The organism is Bosea sp. F3-2, from assembly GCF_008253865.1.
Classification (GTDB): domain Bacteria; phylum Pseudomonadota; class Alphaproteobacteria; order Rhizobiales; family Beijerinckiaceae; genus Allobosea.
Window position 1 is genome coordinate 5232677 of record NZ_CP042331.1, and the last position, 14883, is coordinate 5247559.

Here is a 14883-nt window from a genome sequence, read left to right on the forward strand (position 1 = left end):
TGGCGTGACGGCGCGCGCCGCCCGGCGCTTTCATTCTGACGCTGCGGCTGTACTGCCCGCACGAGACGGACCCAAAGCTCACCTGAGAGCTCGAACTCATGGCCGCCAATGGCAGGAGAACCGTTCATGAAAATTCTGATCCTGGCGACGGGCATGCTCGGGCTGGCGACAATTGCCATTCCGGCGGAGGCGAACGCTGTCGTCTGTGCGCGGGGCGTCGTGAGAGCCGGTTGCGCCGGCCCGAACGGCGCCGTCGTCGCGCGACGCCCCGTTCCAAGGGCCGCCGTGGTGGTGAGGCCGGTGCCTGTCCGCTGTGCGGTCGTCAACGGGCGACGGGTCTGCCGCTAAACCTGCCGCCGGGCCATGACGATCGAAGCTTATCTGCCAGGTGGCGACGACGGTGCCTCAAAGGATCGACCCGCGCTCGACACCGGTCTCGGTTGGAAGGGAGCGGAGAGCCGCCTTCATCGATAGCTGCCCGGTCCGAACATAACGGCCCGGTACGCATAACCCTATTTAGTCGGCTCCAGGGGAAATCTGAGATGAAAGCGGTTCAATTTGTCGGCTTGTTGCTTGTCGCTGGACCTGTTCTTGCCGGCTGCCAGACGTCGCCAATCAAGGCAGGCGCAGCTCGCCGCAACCTGTGCAGATCCCGCCAACCGGCAGCCCAAGACCTTCTACTGGTCGGAATGCCAGACGCTTTATCCGTCGTCGGACTAGGCGCTGCAGAAGGACTATCTGCTCGGCTCTGCCGTCGGCAATTGAAGCCCTCCCCGAATTTCCCCCCTCGCCAATGTGACTTGGGGCGTTCGCGTCGAGCGCTGCCCCTTGCCCGGCGCCACGGGTCCTAAGTCGAACCCTTCTCTGGAGAATGTCATGACATCGCGCGTTGTTGCTGCCCTTGCCGTTTCCTTCGGGCTGGCCCTGGCCGGTTGCCAGTCCACGCCCCAGGCCGTGCAGCAAAAGGAGGACCTGCTCTCGGCGGCCGGCTTCGTTCCACAGCCCGCGAACACGCCGCAGCGCATCGCAGCCATGAAGAAGCTGCCCCCCAACAAGTTCGTTCAACAGGCGAAAGACTCGCAGATCGTCTACGTCTATGCCGATCCGGTCGTCTGCCAATGCGTCTATTTCGGCAACCAGGCGGCTTACGCCCAATTTCGCCAGATGGTCTTCGCGCAGAAGCTAGCCGACGAGCGCCAGATGACAGCGGTGATGAACCAGGACGCCTTCGATTTCGGACCCTGGGGTGGGCCAGGACCATTCATGTACTGAAGTCGATATCGAGTTTTGAAACAAATAAAAGAACACTTTAATTCCATGAAAATCGTTCGACCGCATTAATTTGCGGGCCAGCGCGTGTAATAAATCTGACATTCACCAGGGGCGTATTGAATATGTCTACCTTACATACAGGATTTGCTGCCGGGCTTGCTTTCGCAATGTTCTCGATCGCCGCGCAGGCTGCCGATCTGCCGTCGCGGCGGATCGCACCTGCCATTCCCATGCCGCCTGCCTTCACATGGACCGGTTTCTATGTCGGTGCCCAAGCCGGCTGGGCGCAGACCAGAACCGAACTGACGCCGGGCGCCGCGATCGCTGGTCAGGCTGCCGTTGCTTCATTGCCGAGCCTGAACAGGGACGGCGCTACGGTCGGTCTGCTGGCGGGCTACAACTACCAGATCGGCCAGCTTGTCCTCGGTGGCGAGATCGACGGCGCCGCCCTCATCACCGGAAAGCAGCGCTTCACCGCGCTGACCGGCGATTTCATCACCGCCCATACCAACTGGGTCGGCTCGGCCAGGCTGCGTGTCGGTTATGCCTTTGACCGGTTCATGATCTATGCGACCGGCGGCCTCGCATTGGCTGCGGCCAAGTCGACGGTGACGGGCACGGGTTATTCCTATGGCGCAGGCGACAGCACCCGCCTTGGCTGGACGCTCGGCGCCGGCGCCGAATATGCGATCACGAACAACTGGATCGCTGGTCTGGAGTATCGGTACTCCCAATTCGAGGAGGATACCTACACCTATCCGGTTGGCGTCGGCGGGCTTGGGATTGTCGGCTTCAAGCAACAATTGAGCACCAATCAGGTGGTCGGGCGATTGCTCTATAAATTCTGACCCGCCTCGGAATCGAAAATGATCGAGCCTGTAGATTGCCCTCAGAAACTCGATTTAGTCGACGCCCTCGAATCGTCCCTAGCATCCCGCGTTACCAAGAACGCGTTCGACTGTCTTCATTCATTGGAATCAAGGGGAATACTGTCATGACCAAAATTCTTGCTGCAATGGCTGCCTCGTTCGTCTTTACCGCATCGGGCATGGCGACGGCCCAGGTGCCTCTCACGAGCTATGTCGATGCCAACGGCTTCATCGATGTTCAGGCTCTGACCTGCGCGCAGCTCGCCGGGACCTTCCAGGAGGACGCCGACGCGCTCTCTGCATGGTACAGCGGCTGGTATAACGGCCTCGCCAAGAAGCATTTTCTTGACCTGAAGAAGGGCAAGGTCGTCGAGCACGAGGTCATCGTTTACTGCAAGGCCAATCCCGGGAAGAAGATCATCGAAGCGATTGCTGTCGTGTTCAAGGATGAGCGCGCCAAGTTGGGAATCGAGATGAAGTGATATTCGGGTGGCGTCGCCAATGCAGGGCGATCCAGTGGCATATTAGCGCCTTCAGAGCGAAGCGAGGCAGGCACGGGTGAACCCGATGAGGGGCCTCGTTTCACGTCTGATCGCGCCGCGCGCCCGCGAGGGGGCACACTTCGAAACAAGCCCCGCGATTTCATCGCGGGGCTGTCAGCTTGACCACATTCGTGCGCGTCCAACGAGGATGCCGTGAGGTACGCCGACGTCGCAGACTGCATACTGGCTTCGCTTTCCGGGGGGCAGGTCGACATTGGAGCCGTGCCGCCTCCCGCGTCTTCTATGAGACCTTTTTTAAACCCGATGGCTGCTATGTCCCTTCGCCCGCCGGCAGGATCGACAGCGGCGTAGGCTTCGGCCAATAGAGGCGCATCACGAGATAGATTTTGTCTTTCGGCGCCGGAGGCCGATTTGCTTCCTTGTCGGCGCCGGGGGCTGTCTAGGGATCAGTCCCAACGGCGTGCAAAGTAGAAGGCTCGACGCGGCTTGTTCTCCTGACTTACTTGGGGAACAGGAACTGGACCTGGGCCCTGAGCTGCCAGTCGGCGGCGCCGGAGGGCTTTGCGACGTTGTAATAGGCCGCGAGCTGCGCGTTGATGGGCTGGCTGCCGATCTTGAACACCCGCCCAAAACCGCCTCCGATCGGCACCGTCCAGCGGTCCCCGTGGCCGCTCTCCCAGTTGGCGGTGATGATCGGAGACGACGTCAAATACCAGCCTCCGTGGAAATTGTAGTTCACGAAGGGCTGCAGCGTCATCGCATTGACCGCGCTGCGGTTGCTCTTGCCGGCGAAGGACCAGACGTTGTTGACGAGGATGCCGACCACCCAGGGGCCTTCGATAGCCAGGGCGACGAAGGCCGGCCCGGCCGAGTACTTGCCGGCCGTGAGGGTCTTGTCGGTGCCGGTCGGGAACACGAAGGTCGGACCGATGCCCCAGATGATGCCGTGCGTCGGCTGTTTGGGCGAGAAGAAGAAGCTCGGGTTGATGTCGCCGAGGCCGAACTCGCGCTCGCCAGTCACCGTCAGGGCCGGTTGCGCGATCACCGGCGTGATCCAGCGCGTGATCAGGTTCCAGTCCTTGTTGAGCGTGATCGGGATCACGGGCTGGATATTGAGGACGTTCTGCAGTTGCTTGTGTGGGCCGACGTTGAAGTTGAAGTTGTTCTGGAAAGGCACGCTGATCATGTCGGCAACGGGGTTCTGCGCCGCCTTGGCGAGATCATCGGTGCTTTTCCCGTGCTCCTCTTGGGCGGAGGCGAACGAGCTGCCAAGGCCCGCCAGGATGGCGAATGCGAGCCAGAATCCTAACCGCCGGCGGCCCGTGCGTCGTTCAGTCATGACGTGCTCCGTCTGAAGTCCTGACCGCCTGCAGCCAGTGGAACAGCGTGGCCCAGCGATAAGCAGCAGGCGCACTGATTGAACCAGCGCATCCTCAGCATTGGTCCGCCACTCCCTTCAGGCTCATCGCGAATAATCGGCGCGTCAGCGACGGTGATGCCTGGATAGCCCGCTGTGGTGTCGAGAGAGTTCGGAATGCTCGTTGATGCCCCGCACGTCGCGCTCCTCACCCTTATCCCCCGTTAGGCCGCGCGACCTCGACCGGCACCAACAGCGGCACCCGGCGACGGCCGCTTCCGTCTCGCCATCTCGTATCGGCTCACGGAGGCGAGTCTTGCCATTTCGCGCCAAACGCTACGGCTCGGTGTGAGCCGCCCACACTCGCACTTTTGCTGCGCCATCTGTCTTGAACTGCGACGGCCAGTGCCGTTGATCAGCGTCGTCCTTGGACTGCACGCTCCATCGTTCCTGTCCGGACTTCGCCGAATTCGTCCGGAAGGCTCTCCGGTGCGGAAAGCCCCAGGAAGACACTCGGTTCCTGACGAAACGTCCGCATGGGGCTGGGATCAAACGCTATCTCGGTCGATCGGCAACGTCCGGTTTCTGGCAACGCCTCATTGTCTGCAGATGGGCGCAACCCAGCCCCGTTCTTCGGCTTGGAAGAACGTCAGCAATCCACCCAACCCGGTCGTTATTCCTCAAGAGTCGGCGACGTCGTTCGTGCGCCATGAGCGGAAGTTGGGCCAACGCCGAAAAGCTGACATTCACCGCTGAGCCGCCTTGTGACCGCTCACGACCCCTTGTGGACGGCCCTCGCCCTGCTCTCGCGACCCAAACCGGCGCGCGGCTGCTTTCGTCATGTTCCGCCCGGTCCCTGCCGAGAGAAAGACTTCGGAAGTCGCTGTCGCCGGCATATCAGCTTTCAACATTCCGGTCGGGACGCCAGAAGTTCCCGCATTCTGCCGATGAGCTGTTCGAGAACCGGCATCCGCACGGTGCCGGACGGCCGGATGGCGAAATAAGACACCTCGATGCCGGGGCGGAACGGGATGGCGACGAGGTCGACGCCGGATGCGATGATGCTGGTCCGGTCGACGATGCCGACCCCCATACCCGAAGCCGCGAAACAGCAGCAATTCAGCATCGAGGTCTCCATCGAGCTCGCCGGAGCATAGTCCTCATTCGAAAAGGCACGATCGAGCGCGAGCCGCAGCGGCGAATTCCGCCCCGGCATCAGCACGCGCTCCTCCGTCAGCTCTGCAGGCGTGATCACGTCGCGTGATGCCAGCCTGTGCCCCGGCGCGACGGCGGCGACGGCCTGCGAGCTGTGCAGAGGCGACGCGGTTTTGTCCGACACCCGCGGCGAACCGAACACGAAGCCGAGGTCGTAGTGGTGGTTCTCCACCATATCCCAGATATGGCGGCTGTTTTCGACGTCGATCAAAAACAAACGGTCTCTGAGCCTTATGGCTCCAGCTCCGAATCCCAGTAGAGATAGTCGAGCCAGCTCTCGTGGAGATAGTTCGGCGGGAAGAGCTTGCCGTTGCGGTGGAGATCGTTGACCGTCGGCGCATAGGGCTTCTGGGCCGGAAACATCTCGACGGAGGCCGGCATCTTGTCACCCTTGCGCAGGTTGCAGGGGGAGCAGGCGGCGACGACGTTCTCCCAGGTGGTCAGGCCGCCCTTGGAGCGGGGAATGACGTGGTCGAAGGTCAATTCTTCGCGATGGCCGCAATATTGGCAGGCGAAGCGGTCGCGCAGGAAGACGTTGAAGCGGGTAAAGGCCGGCGTCCTGGAAGGCTTGATGTAGCTCTTCAGCGAGACCACCGAGGGCAGCCGCATGTCGAAACTGGGGCTGCGGACGACCGTGTCGTATTCGGAGACGATGTTGACGCGATCCATGAAGACCGCCTTGATCGCGTCCTGCCAGCTCCAAAGAGACAAGGGATAGTAGCTGAGCGGCCGGAAATCGGCGTTCAGGACCAGGGCCGGACAGCCGTCCGGCGATGCCATCGGATGCATCACATGCGCCGTCAAACCCGTCGCACCTCCGCTTCGTCAAGCGGGACGAATCCCGCCCTCAGATCAATGTAAGCGCGAGACGACAGGAATGTGAAGGAACTTGTTGCAACTGCGACAAACGTCCCCGCACGCGCGAGGTGCTTCCTCGCCCGTGGCGGCCGATCGGCAGATCATGGTGCTTTTCGGCCTCATTCGCGGGTGTCGGACCCGCTGGCCGTGATTTATCAGCGGGTTGGGACGGGCTTTTCGCCGCGATAATCGTAGAAGCCGCGCTTGGTCTTGCGGCCGAGCCAACCGGCCTCGACGTATTTCACCAGCAGCGGGCAGGGGCGGTATTTCGAATCGGCCAGGCCGTCATGAAGCACCTGCATCACCGAGAGGCAGGTATCGAGACCGATGAAGTCGGCGAGCTGGAGCGGGCCCATCGGGTGGTTGGCGCCGAGCCGCATGGCGGTGTCGATCGCGTCGACCGAGCCGACGCCCTCATAGAGCGTGTAGACGGCCTCGTTGATCATCGGCAGCAGGATGCGGTTGACGATGAAGGCCGGGAAGTCCTCGGAGACCGAGACGGTCTTGTGCAGGTGGCCGACGAGCGACTTGGCACGCTCGAAGGTGCCGTCGTCGGTGGCGATGCCGCGAATCAGCTCGACGAGCTGCATCAGCGGCACCGGGTTCATGAAGTGGATGCCGATGAAGTGCTCGGGGCGGTCGGTCGCGGCCGCAAGGCGGGTGATCGAGATCGAGGAGGTGTTGGAGGCGAGGATCGCCTGGGGCTTGAGATGCGGACAGACGGCGGTGAAGATCTTGCGCTTGACCTCCTCGTTCTCGGTCGCGGCCTCGATCACGAGATCGCAATCGCCGAGATCGGCGAGGCTGATGGCCGGCTCGATCCGCTGCACGGCGGCGTGGCGCTCCTCGTCGGCGAGCGCGCCCTTCGCGACCTGACGGGCCATGTTGCCGTCGATGGTGGCGAGGGCCGCCTTGATCCGGTCCTCGGAGATGTCGTGCAGCTTGATGTCGAAGCCGGCGACCGCCGCGACATGGGCGATGCCGTTGCCCATCTGGCCTGCCCCGATGATGCCGATCGTCTTGATCGCGTGGTCCGACATGGTCTGATCCCGGATAGTCTTCTTAGCTCCCGCGGGAGCGGAACGGGCCGCCCTGAGGCGACCCGGGAACGGCGGTTCAAGCCCTACTTGCCGGCTTTGGCAAGTTCGGCGTCGAGTTCCGGCAGGACGGTGAAGAGGTCACCGACGAGGCCGTAATCGGCGATCTGGAAGATCGGCGCTTCTTCGTCCTTGTTGATGGCGACGATGACCTTCGAATCCTTCATGCCGGCGAGATGCTGGATCGCGCCGGAGATGCCGACGGCGATGTAGAGCTCCGGCGCCACGACCTTGCCGGTCTGGCCGACCTGCCAGTCGTTCGGGGCGTAGCCGGCATCGACCGCGGCGCGCGAGGCGCCCATCGCGGCGCCGAGCTTGTCCGCCACCGGCTCGATCACCTTGCCGAAGTTCTCGGCCGAGCCCAGCGCACGGCCACCCGAGATGATGATCTTGGCGGAGGCGAGCTCCGGACGATCGGACTTGGCGACCTCCTCGCCCTTGAAGGACGAGTTGCCGGGGTTCGCCGCCGCCGCGACCGTCTCGATCGGGGCCGCAGCCGCCCCGTCGCCGGTCGCGGCGAAGGAGGCGCCGCGCACGGTGAGCACCTTCTTGGCGTCGGCGGACTGCACCGTCTGGATGGCGTTGCCGGCATAGATCGGCCGCTCGAAGGTGTCGGCGGACACGACCTTCGTCACCTCCGAGACCTGCATCACGTCGAGCAGGGCAGCGACCCGCGGCATCACGTTCTTGCCGGTGGTGGTGCCGGGCGCGACCAGCGCATCATAGGGGCCGGCGAGCGAGACGATCAGCGCCGCCAGCGGCTCGGCCAGGCGATGCTCATACGCCGCATCCTCGGCGAGCAGCACCTTCTCGACGCCGTCGAGCTTCGCCGCCGCCTCGGCGACGGCCTTGGCATTGTGGCCGGCGACCAGCACGTGCACGGGCGCCCCGAGCGCCTTGGCGGCGGTCAGCGCCTTGCGGGTGGCCTCGTTGAGGCTGGTGTTGTCGTGCTTGGCGATCAGCAGCGTGGTCATCAGATCACCCCGGCGGTCTTGAGCTTGGAGACGAGTTCGGCGGCGTTGGCCACCTTGATGCCGGCGGAGCGGCCGGCCGGCTCCGCCGTCTTCAGCACCTTGAGGCGCGGGGCGACATCGACGCCGAGCGCTTCGGCCGTGGTCTCGTCGAGCGGCTTCTTCTTCGCCTTCATGATGTTGGGCAGCGAGGCGTAGCGCGGCTCGTTCAGGCGCAGATCGGTGGTGACGATCGCCGGCAGCTTCAGCGAAACCGTCTGCAGGCCGCCATCGACCTCGCGCGTCACGTCGACGCTGTCGGCGCCGAGCTCGACCTTCGACGCGAACGTGCCCTGCGCCCAGCCGAGCAGCGCGGCCAGCATCTGGCCGGTCTGGTTGCAGTCGTCGTCGATCGCCTGCTTGCCGAGGATGACGAGGCCGGGGTTCTCCTGCTCGACGACCTTCTTCAAGAGCTTGGCCACCGCGAGCGGCTCGACCACGCCGTCGACCTTGACGAGGATGCCGCGGTCGGCGCCCATGGCGAGGCCGGTACGGATCGTCTCGGCCGCCTGCGCCGGGCCGATCGAGACCACGATCACCTCGCTCGCCTTGCCCGCTTCCTTCAGGCGCAGCGCCTCTTCCACCGCGATCTCGTCGAACGGGTTCATCGACATCTTGACGTTGGCCAGCTCGACGCCGGACCCGTCCGCCTTGACGCGGATCTTCACGTTGTAATCAACCACCCGCTTCACGGGCACCAGGAGCTTCATCGTCAGATCACCGTTCAGAAGAGATGCGCCTCGCGCCGCGCCGTCCAAGACGGCAGGATGGCGGCATCGCGGCCCTCGGCTGGAATGCGCAGGGACCGTAGCGACGCCGGTTTAGGCTTGTCAACGCCGTCCAAGGTCTGGTCAGAGGGGCAAAAGCGCACGGGCTCACCCGCTGACGGGCCGGCGGCCGAACAAGGGCACGCTGCGATGGATGAAGAGCGGCGTGAGCGCGGCCCCGGTCGCAAGCCCGCCGAGATGAGCCCACCAGCCGATATTGCCGTCGGTCTGGAACCAGGCGGAGCCTGCCTGCAGCAGGATCCAGCCGCCGAGCGCATACATCGCCGGGATATGGATCGGAATCCAGTTGAAGGCGACGCCCCAGATGCGGACCTGCGGATAGAGCATCAGATAGGAGGCGATGACACCGGAGATCGCGCCGGAGGCGCCGATCAAGGGCTGCTCCGAATCCGGATACATTCCGGCGTGGATGACCGAGCCCCCGAGACCGCACAGGAAAAAGAACACGAGGAAGCGGGCATGGCCCATCGCGTCCTCGACATTGTCGCCGAAGACCCAGAGGAACAGCATGTTGCCGATGAGATGCGCCAGATTGGCGTGGAGCAGCACATTGCTGAACAGCGTCAGCCAGGGCGGCAGATGAGCAAGCCCTTCCGGCAGTTGCGCCGTGCCGAACAGCACGGAAGGGATCATGCCAAAGCCGGCCATGATAGCGAGATCGCTTTGCTCCCCGGGCCAGAACCGCAGCGCGGCCTGCGCGACGACGCAGGCGCAGATCAGTCCGTAGGTCATGTAGGGCGTTCGCATGAAGCGCAGCGGCACGCCGTCATGCAGGGGGACGAACATCGGGCGCCTCAGCGGTTCTGGCCAGGCACCCAGAGGACGTCGCCGCCGGCCTTGGCATTGAGGAAGCGGGAGGCGACGAACAGGAAGTCCGACAGACGGTTGATGTATTTGAGCGCGGGTGGCGCGACCGTCTCGCCTTCGGTCGCCGCGAGTTCCGTCATCAGCCGTTCGGCGCGGCGGCTGACGGTGCGGGCGAGATGCAGGTGGGTCGCGGCGGGTGTCCCGCCGGGCAGGACGAAGGAGCGCAGGGGCGCGAGGCTCTCGTTCATCCAGTCGATCTCGGCCTCCAGGCGATCGACCTGCGCCTGGACGATCCGCAGCGGCTCGAAGGCAAGGGGCTTGTCCGTTTCCGGAGTGGAGAGATCGGCACCGAGGTCGAAGAGGTCATTGCTGATGCGACCGAGCATGGCATCGACCTCGGCATCCTCGGCCGCGGCGTGGAGGCGCGCCAGGCCGACGCAGGCATTGGTCTCGTCGACGGTGCCGTAAGCCGCTACGCGCAGGTCGAATTTCGAGCGGCGTGGCCCGGCCGTCAGCCCGGTGGTGCCGTTATCGCCGGTGCGGGTGTAGATGCGATTCAGCTTGACCATGTCACGCTTATAGCGCGGCGCGGTCGGGACGGAAGCGCGGTTTTCTGCTGAGGCTGGTCGCTAGAAAGTATAGCCGAGCCGGGCGCCGATATTGGCCGGCCCTCGCGGCGAAGACCCCGCACGGTCGCCGCAGCCGGCCGTGCTGAAATGCTCGAGCGTAGTGACGAGGCTCCAGCGGTCGGAGAGCCGCACACCCAGCGCCGCAGCCTCGCGGGTGCCGGCGTTGCAACCGACATTGAGGCGGTTCTCAGGAATGACGAAGCCGGTCTTGCCGTCGTTCACCGCGGCCCCGAGGCTCGCTTCGACGAAGACGTCGCGCGTGACGTCGAAAGTCCAGGTCGCCCCGGCATAGGCATAGCGGGTGCCGTTGACGTTCAGGCTGGTGCCCAGGTTGAAGCGCGGGATGAAGGCGGCGGCGATTCGGTCCTGCAGGGGGATCAGGCGGGGCGAGAGCACTTCGGCACCCAGGTTGAGGAGACCGCCTTCGCGTCCGCCGGGGTTGGCGAGACCGGCGCCGATGCGCGTTTCCCAGGCTGGGGCTGGCGGCTCGGTCGCGGGAGCGTAGCTGGAGACGCTGCCGGAGAGAGAGCGAGTCTGCGCCGTAGCCGAAGAGGCGGCCAGACAACCGGCGAGGAGCAGCAACGCGACGCGAACCATGGGCCTTCGGCGGTGTGTGAGAGAGCAGGCGTTAGTGAAGCACACACACTCGTGTTCGGAATGTGGCAAAGCCCGCGTCGCTAAGGCTCTGTTCACAGCCAGATTGTCCAAGAACATCAATGACGTCAATCAATTGCGCGGGATGTCGCAGCCGGTCAGCCGTTGCGCCACCAGAGTACGATGACGATCAGGATGATGGCGACGAACTGCAGCACGACGCGCAGACGCATGAGCTTCTGCGAGGTGTTGGCACTGCCGCCGCGCAGCATGTTCATCAGGCCAAGCAGCAGCACGATCGCGACGGAGCCGACCGCGACGGAGACGAGAGTGTTCGAAAACGTCATGGTGAAAGCCTGTAGAGTGGAACCCGACCCTTGACTAGATCGCCGTGCGTCCTTCCGGACGCGAAGTGGCGATCTATCTCTTTGTTTGAGCATCGGATTTCTCCGAAAAGTGGTTTCCACTTTTCGGTCCTATGCTCTAGCGGCGCGATGCCGCGCCGGAAGGTCGGGGTCAGCTTGTCGCGGCGTTCTGCGCGAGGGCCCGGCCACGCACGGTCTGCGACAGATCGTCCGCGAGAGCCCGGCTGATCGCCGGCAGCCCTTCGAGCAGATCGGGCATGAAGGCCTGCGACGGCGGCGGCCGCTTCGCCAGGGCGTGGAGAGCCCTGGCCATGACGAGCGGGTCGCGCTCGCCCTCGCCGGTCTGGGAGGGGTCGCAGAGCATTTCGACCAGGCTGAGTTCATCAGCGCGCTGCGCACGGATCGCCTGTTCCAGGCGGGGCTTCACGCGCGGCACGATCAGCGCCGGCTTGTCGAAGGAGAGGATCTCGCAAAAGGTGTTGTAACCGCCCATCGCCACGACGCAGTGCGCCCGATTCATCAGTAGCTCGAGGCGAGGCTCGAAGCCGAGGCCCTCCAGCTTCGGATTGCGAGCGATCCGTTCTGCGAAGTCCTTGCGCTTCTCGCGCGACATGAAGGGCCCGAACACAATCAGCGCCGGCAGCGCAATGGTCGGGTCGGCTTCATAGGCCGAGATCACCCAGTCGATCACGCCGGCGCCATCGCCGCCGCCGCCAGGGGTGACGAGGACGAAGGGCTGCTTGGTGATCCGCGGATAGCGGTTCGGCGGCATCGGGCTTGGGACGGCACGCTTGAGATAGCCGACATAGCGAATCTTGTCGGCGAAACGCTGCTGGTCCGGCAGGCCGATCAGAGGTTGATAGATATCCTCCAGCCCATAGACGAAGATGTCGTCGTAGATGGAGTCGAGCGCTTCGAGCGCGCCGCTATGGCGCCACTCCTCCAGCAGCGTAGCCGGATCGTCGAGCACGTCGCGCAAGCCTAGCACGATACGGGCGCCACGGCGGCGCAGGATGTCGAGCGACGGCTTCAGCTCGCCGCGCAGGCCGAGCGGCTCCTTGTCGACGATGACGACGTCGGGATCGAAGGAGAGAACGGTCTGTTTGATGAGATCGGTGCGCAGCCGCAGCGTATCCCCGAGATCGAGGTTGAGGTGGTGCGGCTCGTAGCGGCCGTCGCTCTGCTTCTCGATGCCGGGAATGCGGACATAGTCGATGCCGTCGCCGAACTGGAAGCTCGAGATCACCGAAGAGCCGGAGACGATGATGACCGAGATGTGCGGAAAGCTGGCGATCAGCGCATTGGCGATGGCGCGGCAGCGGCGGATATGGCCGAGGCCGAAAGTGTCATGGCTGTAGATCAGCACACGCGGGGCATGAGGGCTGCGCGGCGCCCTTTCGGCTCCGACCAAATCGATGACGTTGGAAAACATCAGGCGCCGCCCTCCGCAAAGGCCAGACGACCTCTTGGCGAGGACGAACGCAGCTTGGAACCAGTTGAGAGAGTTTATAGCGCGGCGAGGCCCGTCAACCAAGCCCGCGCCGGTGGTAACGTACAAGGATTCATCTTAGCCGGTGTGAAACCTATACTGTGGCAGGAAGAAGCTCGGCCGGACCGGCGAGATGCACGGCCGGATGGGCGGCGGCGAGGCTCAATATGTCGTGGAGAACGGACCACGCGCCTTCGTCATGGTCGCGATGATGCAGGAGCAGACCGAGCGTCGCCGCCTGATCGGCGGCATCGCTGCGCATCGCGGCAATCTGGGCGACGATCTCGGGCAGAAGGTCGTCCGGGCGGCGGCCGATGCGGCCGCCATGCCAGTCCATGACATCGATTTGGGTGTTGAGCAGGGGCGGGCCGCCTGCAGGACCGTGACGGTAGTTGCGGAAGCATGACAGGCCAGAGAAGCCTAGATGACCAAGCCGGGCGGCGTGGCCGGCATCGATGCGATTCCAGGGCGGCACGAAGACCGGCAGGATGTCGCTTCCGATAAGGTCGCGAAGGCGGTCACGGCCCTCGGCGATCTCGCCATCGACGGTTGTCTTGTCACGCTCGGGGCCGAATTCCGACTTCTTTCCGCCTGCCGCAGCATGGTTGCGATGCCAGACGCCGTGCTGGCACGGGCGCAACCACGGCATGCTCGCCAGGGCCGATGCCAGGGTGGGCTCGGCCAACATCGGTATCACCGCCAGCAGGACAGCAGCGCCATGGTGTTCCGCCAGTGCCGAAAGTCGCGCCAGTGCGGGGCTCGGCGAGACCGCGTCGTCGTCGCGAAGCCAGAGCCGCAATTGCCGGCCTGCGCTCTGCCAGTTGTCGAGCTCCCGCGACAGAGCCTGCCAATGCGTTTCGCTCATGACGCGGCGCTGCCTGCGGCTCTCAGCTTGTCGCGGCGGTGGCGGCAGGCGAAGTCGAGTCCTTCGGCCAGCCTTGTGGCTGCGCCGGCGCTTGTGCGCTCCTTCAGCACGAAGCGGCGGGCCTCTGCCCCCATTCGCTCGCGTCTTGCCTGATCCTGCAACAAGGTGACGAGATTGCCGGCGAAAGCCGCTTCATCGCCTTCCGGAGCCAGGAGCGCTGTCTCTCCCGCCATCACCGTCGCAGATACGCCGCCACTGTCGAAGGCGACCACGGGCAGCCCCACAGCCTGGGCTTCGAGATAGACCAGGCCATAGGCCTCACGCACTCCCGGCCAGACAAAGATGTCGTGCCGCGCCAGCTCGTCGAGCGCCCGCTCGCGCGGGATCAGGCCGAGCCAATCGATCTGTTCCTGCGGCAGGCAGGCGAAGGCCCGCTCGATCTCGCCGCGCCGACGGCCATCGCCGACGATGCTGAGGCGCCAGCCTGCATCGGGAATGCGGGCGAGGATGCGAGCGAGCGCCAGATAGCTGTTCTGCTTGGTGCCCTCGCGCATCATCGCGATGGTGATCAGGCGGGGAGGGCCGGCATGATCCTCGCGCTGCGGCGGTTCTTTCTCGAAGGTGATGAAGGGGGGGAGTTCCAGAAGGGCGGTGCCGGGCTGGCGCCAGGGTTCGAGCCCCTGACGGTCGCGATCGGTAAAGTGGAAATGGACATCGGCTGCCGTGAGGCTGTGCCGGACGATCGCGGTCTGGGCGCTCCATTCATCGAAGGCACGGCGTTCGGAGTCGCTGGCCTCGGCCGTGACATAGGGGATGCCGAGAGCGGCAGCGATCGCGGGGCCGAGCAGGTCCGGGGCGCGGTAGTAGTTGTGATAGGTGAACCAGAGATCGGGGCGCGGGGCACCCGAGCGATAGCTTGCCAGCAGCTGGTCGCTGAGCCGTGCAGCGTCGGCGCGATGCTGGTCGAGGCAAGCCGGATCGGCGCTGGGCAGATAGCCGCGTGCGGCCCGGACAGGCTCCACGACATGGCCCAACGTCTCCAGCGCCGCAACAAGCTGGCGCGCCATGCGGCGGTCGCCGGAGACGCCGCCATCGTCGAACAGGTTCAGCGGAGTGTGGAATGCGATGCGCAAGGCGGTTCTGGAAGGAGGTGGAACGTAGCTGG

The 14883-nt window shown here is 64.5% G+C and carries 17 protein-coding genes and 1 pseudogene; 4 read left to right on the forward strand and 14 right to left on the reverse strand.

Annotation, left to right across the window (positions count from 1 at the left end):
* Nucleotides 1-126: 126 nt before the first annotated feature.
* From FQV39_RS24180 to FQV39_RS24195, 4 genes are all read left to right on the forward strand, one after another.
* Nucleotides 127-348, forward strand: coding sequence for a hypothetical protein (locus FQV39_RS24180; RefSeq protein ID WP_149132611.1), 222 nt, complete (start codon nt 127-129; stop codon nt 346-348).
* A gap of 528 nt (nt 349-876) precedes the next feature.
* Entirely contained in the window at nt 877-1272 is a 396-nt protein-coding gene (locus FQV39_RS24185) for a hypothetical protein (protein ID WP_149132612.1), read from the forward strand.
* Between the two features lie 122 nt (nt 1273-1394).
* On the forward strand, nt 1395-2120 hold the full coding sequence (locus tag FQV39_RS24190; RefSeq protein WP_149132613.1) for an outer membrane protein: 726 nt from the start codon (nt 1395-1397) through the stop codon (nt 2118-2120).
* 146 nt (nt 2121-2266) lie between these two features.
* Complete coding sequence (locus FQV39_RS24195; protein ID WP_149132614.1) at nt 2267-2623, forward strand: HdeA/HdeB family chaperone; 357 nt, start codon at nt 2267-2269, stop codon at nt 2621-2623.
* A 331-nt stretch (nt 2624-2954) separates the two neighbouring features.
* Here FQV39_RS24195 and FQV39_RS33855 read toward each other — a convergent pair.
* The 14 genes and pseudogenes from FQV39_RS33855 to FQV39_RS24265 all read right to left on the reverse strand — a co-directional run.
* Nucleotides 2955-3077, reverse strand: a pseudogene (locus FQV39_RS33855) (DUF1254 domain-containing protein); the annotation flags it as partial.
* A gap of 66 nt (nt 3078-3143) precedes the next feature.
* On the reverse strand, nt 3144-3983 hold the full coding sequence (locus FQV39_RS24205; protein ID WP_149132615.1) for a neuromedin U: 840 nt from the start codon (nt 3981-3983) through the stop codon (nt 3144-3146).
* Between the two features lie 922 nt (nt 3984-4905).
* Nucleotides 4906-5427, reverse strand: a complete 522-nt coding sequence (locus FQV39_RS24210) for a LysR substrate-binding domain-containing protein (protein WP_248313126.1) — start codon at nt 5425-5427, stop codon at nt 4906-4908.
* A gap of 20 nt (nt 5428-5447) precedes the next feature.
* Nucleotides 5448-6005 (reverse strand): HNH endonuclease, encoded by a 558-nt coding sequence (locus tag FQV39_RS24215; protein ID WP_149132616.1) that lies wholly within the window; start codon nt 6003-6005, stop codon nt 5448-5450.
* A gap of 224 nt (nt 6006-6229) precedes the next feature.
* Complete coding sequence (locus FQV39_RS24220) at nt 6230-7114, reverse strand: 3-hydroxybutyryl-CoA dehydrogenase (RefSeq protein ID WP_149132617.1); 885 nt, start codon at nt 7112-7114, stop codon at nt 6230-6232.
* Between the two features lie 83 nt (nt 7115-7197).
* On the reverse strand, nt 7198-8145 hold the full coding sequence (locus tag FQV39_RS24225) for an electron transfer flavoprotein subunit alpha/FixB family protein (RefSeq protein WP_149132618.1): 948 nt from the start codon (nt 8143-8145) through the stop codon (nt 7198-7200).
* Nucleotides 8145-8891 (reverse strand): electron transfer flavoprotein subunit beta/FixA family protein, encoded by a 747-nt coding sequence (locus FQV39_RS24230; protein ID WP_149132619.1) that lies wholly within the window; start codon nt 8889-8891, stop codon nt 8145-8147. Before FQV39_RS24230 ends, FQV39_RS24225 begins: the two co-directional genes overlap by 1 nt.
* A 165-nt stretch (nt 8892-9056) precedes the next feature.
* Nucleotides 9057-9755: a rhomboid family intramembrane serine protease gene (locus tag FQV39_RS24235; RefSeq protein ID WP_149132620.1), complete on the reverse strand. Its 699-nt coding sequence runs from the start codon at nt 9753-9755 to the stop codon at nt 9057-9059.
* An 8-nt stretch (nt 9756-9763) separates the two neighbouring features.
* Nucleotides 9764-10345 carry a cob(I)yrinic acid a,c-diamide adenosyltransferase gene (locus tag FQV39_RS24240; protein WP_149132621.1) on the reverse strand — a complete coding sequence of 194 codons (582 nt, stop codon included), beginning with the start codon at nt 10343-10345 and terminating at the stop codon, nt 9764-9766.
* A gap of 60 nt (nt 10346-10405) precedes the next feature.
* Entirely contained in the window at nt 10406-11002 is a 597-nt protein-coding gene (locus FQV39_RS24245; RefSeq protein WP_187640044.1) for an acyloxyacyl hydrolase, read from the reverse strand.
* Nucleotides 11003-11157: 155 nt separating this feature from the next.
* The gene (locus tag FQV39_RS24250; RefSeq protein ID WP_149132623.1) at nt 11158-11346 is read right to left on the reverse strand and encodes a twin transmembrane helix small protein; all 189 of its coding nucleotides are present in this window, start codon (nt 11344-11346) and stop codon (nt 11158-11160) included.
* A 169-nt stretch (nt 11347-11515) separates the two neighbouring features.
* Nucleotides 11516-12796 (reverse strand): glycosyltransferase family protein, encoded by a 1281-nt coding sequence (locus tag FQV39_RS24255; protein ID WP_149132624.1) that lies wholly within the window; start codon nt 12794-12796, stop codon nt 11516-11518.
* A gap of 151 nt (nt 12797-12947) precedes the next feature.
* Nucleotides 12948-13718, reverse strand: a complete 771-nt coding sequence (locus FQV39_RS24260; RefSeq protein ID WP_149132625.1) for a polysaccharide deacetylase family protein — start codon at nt 13716-13718, stop codon at nt 12948-12950.
* Nucleotides 13715-14851 (reverse strand): glycosyltransferase family 4 protein, encoded by a 1137-nt coding sequence (locus FQV39_RS24265; protein ID WP_149132626.1) that lies wholly within the window; start codon nt 14849-14851, stop codon nt 13715-13717. Before FQV39_RS24265 ends, FQV39_RS24260 begins: the two co-directional genes overlap by 4 nt.
* Nucleotides 14852-14883: the final 32 nt, after the last annotated feature.

What these genes read in the sequence shown, in the direction of transcription:
- FQV39_RS24180 (WP_149132611.1), top strand. Translation starts at nt 127, where the DNA reads ATGAAAATTCTGATCCTGGCGACGGGCATGCTCGGGCTGGCGACAATT.
- FQV39_RS24185 (WP_149132612.1), top strand. Translation starts at nt 877, where the DNA reads ATGACATCGCGCGTTGTTGCTGCCCTTGCCGTTTCCTTCGGGCTGGCC.
- FQV39_RS24190 (WP_149132613.1), top strand. Translation starts at nt 1,395, where the DNA reads ATGTCTACCTTACATACAGGATTTGCTGCCGGGCTTGCTTTCGCAATG.
- FQV39_RS24195 (WP_149132614.1), top strand. Translation starts at nt 2,267, where the DNA reads ATGACCAAAATTCTTGCTGCAATGGCTGCCTCGTTCGTCTTTACCGCA.
- FQV39_RS24205 (WP_149132615.1), bottom strand. Translation starts at nt 3,983, where the DNA reads ATGACTGAACGACGCACGGGCCGCCGGCGGTTAGGATTCTGGCTCGCA.
- FQV39_RS24215 (WP_149132616.1), bottom strand. Translation starts at nt 6,005, where the DNA reads ATGCATCCGATGGCATCGCCGGACGGCTGTCCGGCCCTGGTCCTGAAC.
- FQV39_RS24220 (WP_149132617.1), bottom strand. Translation starts at nt 7,114, where the DNA reads ATGTCGGACCACGCGATCAAGACGATCGGCATCATCGGGGCAGGCCAG.
- FQV39_RS24225 (WP_149132618.1), bottom strand. Translation starts at nt 8,145, where the DNA reads ATGACCACGCTGCTGATCGCCAAGCACGACAACACCAGCCTCAACGAG.
- FQV39_RS24230 (WP_149132619.1), bottom strand. Translation starts at nt 8,891, where the DNA reads ATGAAGCTCCTGGTGCCCGTGAAGCGGGTGGTTGATTACAACGTGAAG.
- FQV39_RS24235 (WP_149132620.1), bottom strand. Translation starts at nt 9,755, where the DNA reads ATGTTCGTCCCCCTGCATGACGGCGTGCCGCTGCGCTTCATGCGAACG.
- FQV39_RS24240 (WP_149132621.1), bottom strand. Translation starts at nt 10,345, where the DNA reads ATGGTCAAGCTGAATCGCATCTACACCCGCACCGGCGATAACGGCACC.
- FQV39_RS24245 (WP_187640044.1), bottom strand. Translation starts at nt 11,002, where the DNA reads ATGGTTCGCGTCGCGTTGCTGCTCCTCGCCGGTTGTCTGGCCGCCTCT.
- FQV39_RS24250 (WP_149132623.1), bottom strand. Translation starts at nt 11,346, where the DNA reads ATGACGTTTTCGAACACTCTCGTCTCCGTCGCGGTCGGCTCCGTCGCG.
- FQV39_RS24255 (WP_149132624.1), bottom strand. Translation starts at nt 12,796, where the DNA reads ATGTTTTCCAACGTCATCGATTTGGTCGGAGCCGAAAGGGCGCCGCGC.
- FQV39_RS24260 (WP_149132625.1), bottom strand. Translation starts at nt 13,718, where the DNA reads ATGAGCGAAACGCATTGGCAGGCTCTGTCGCGGGAGCTCGACAACTGG.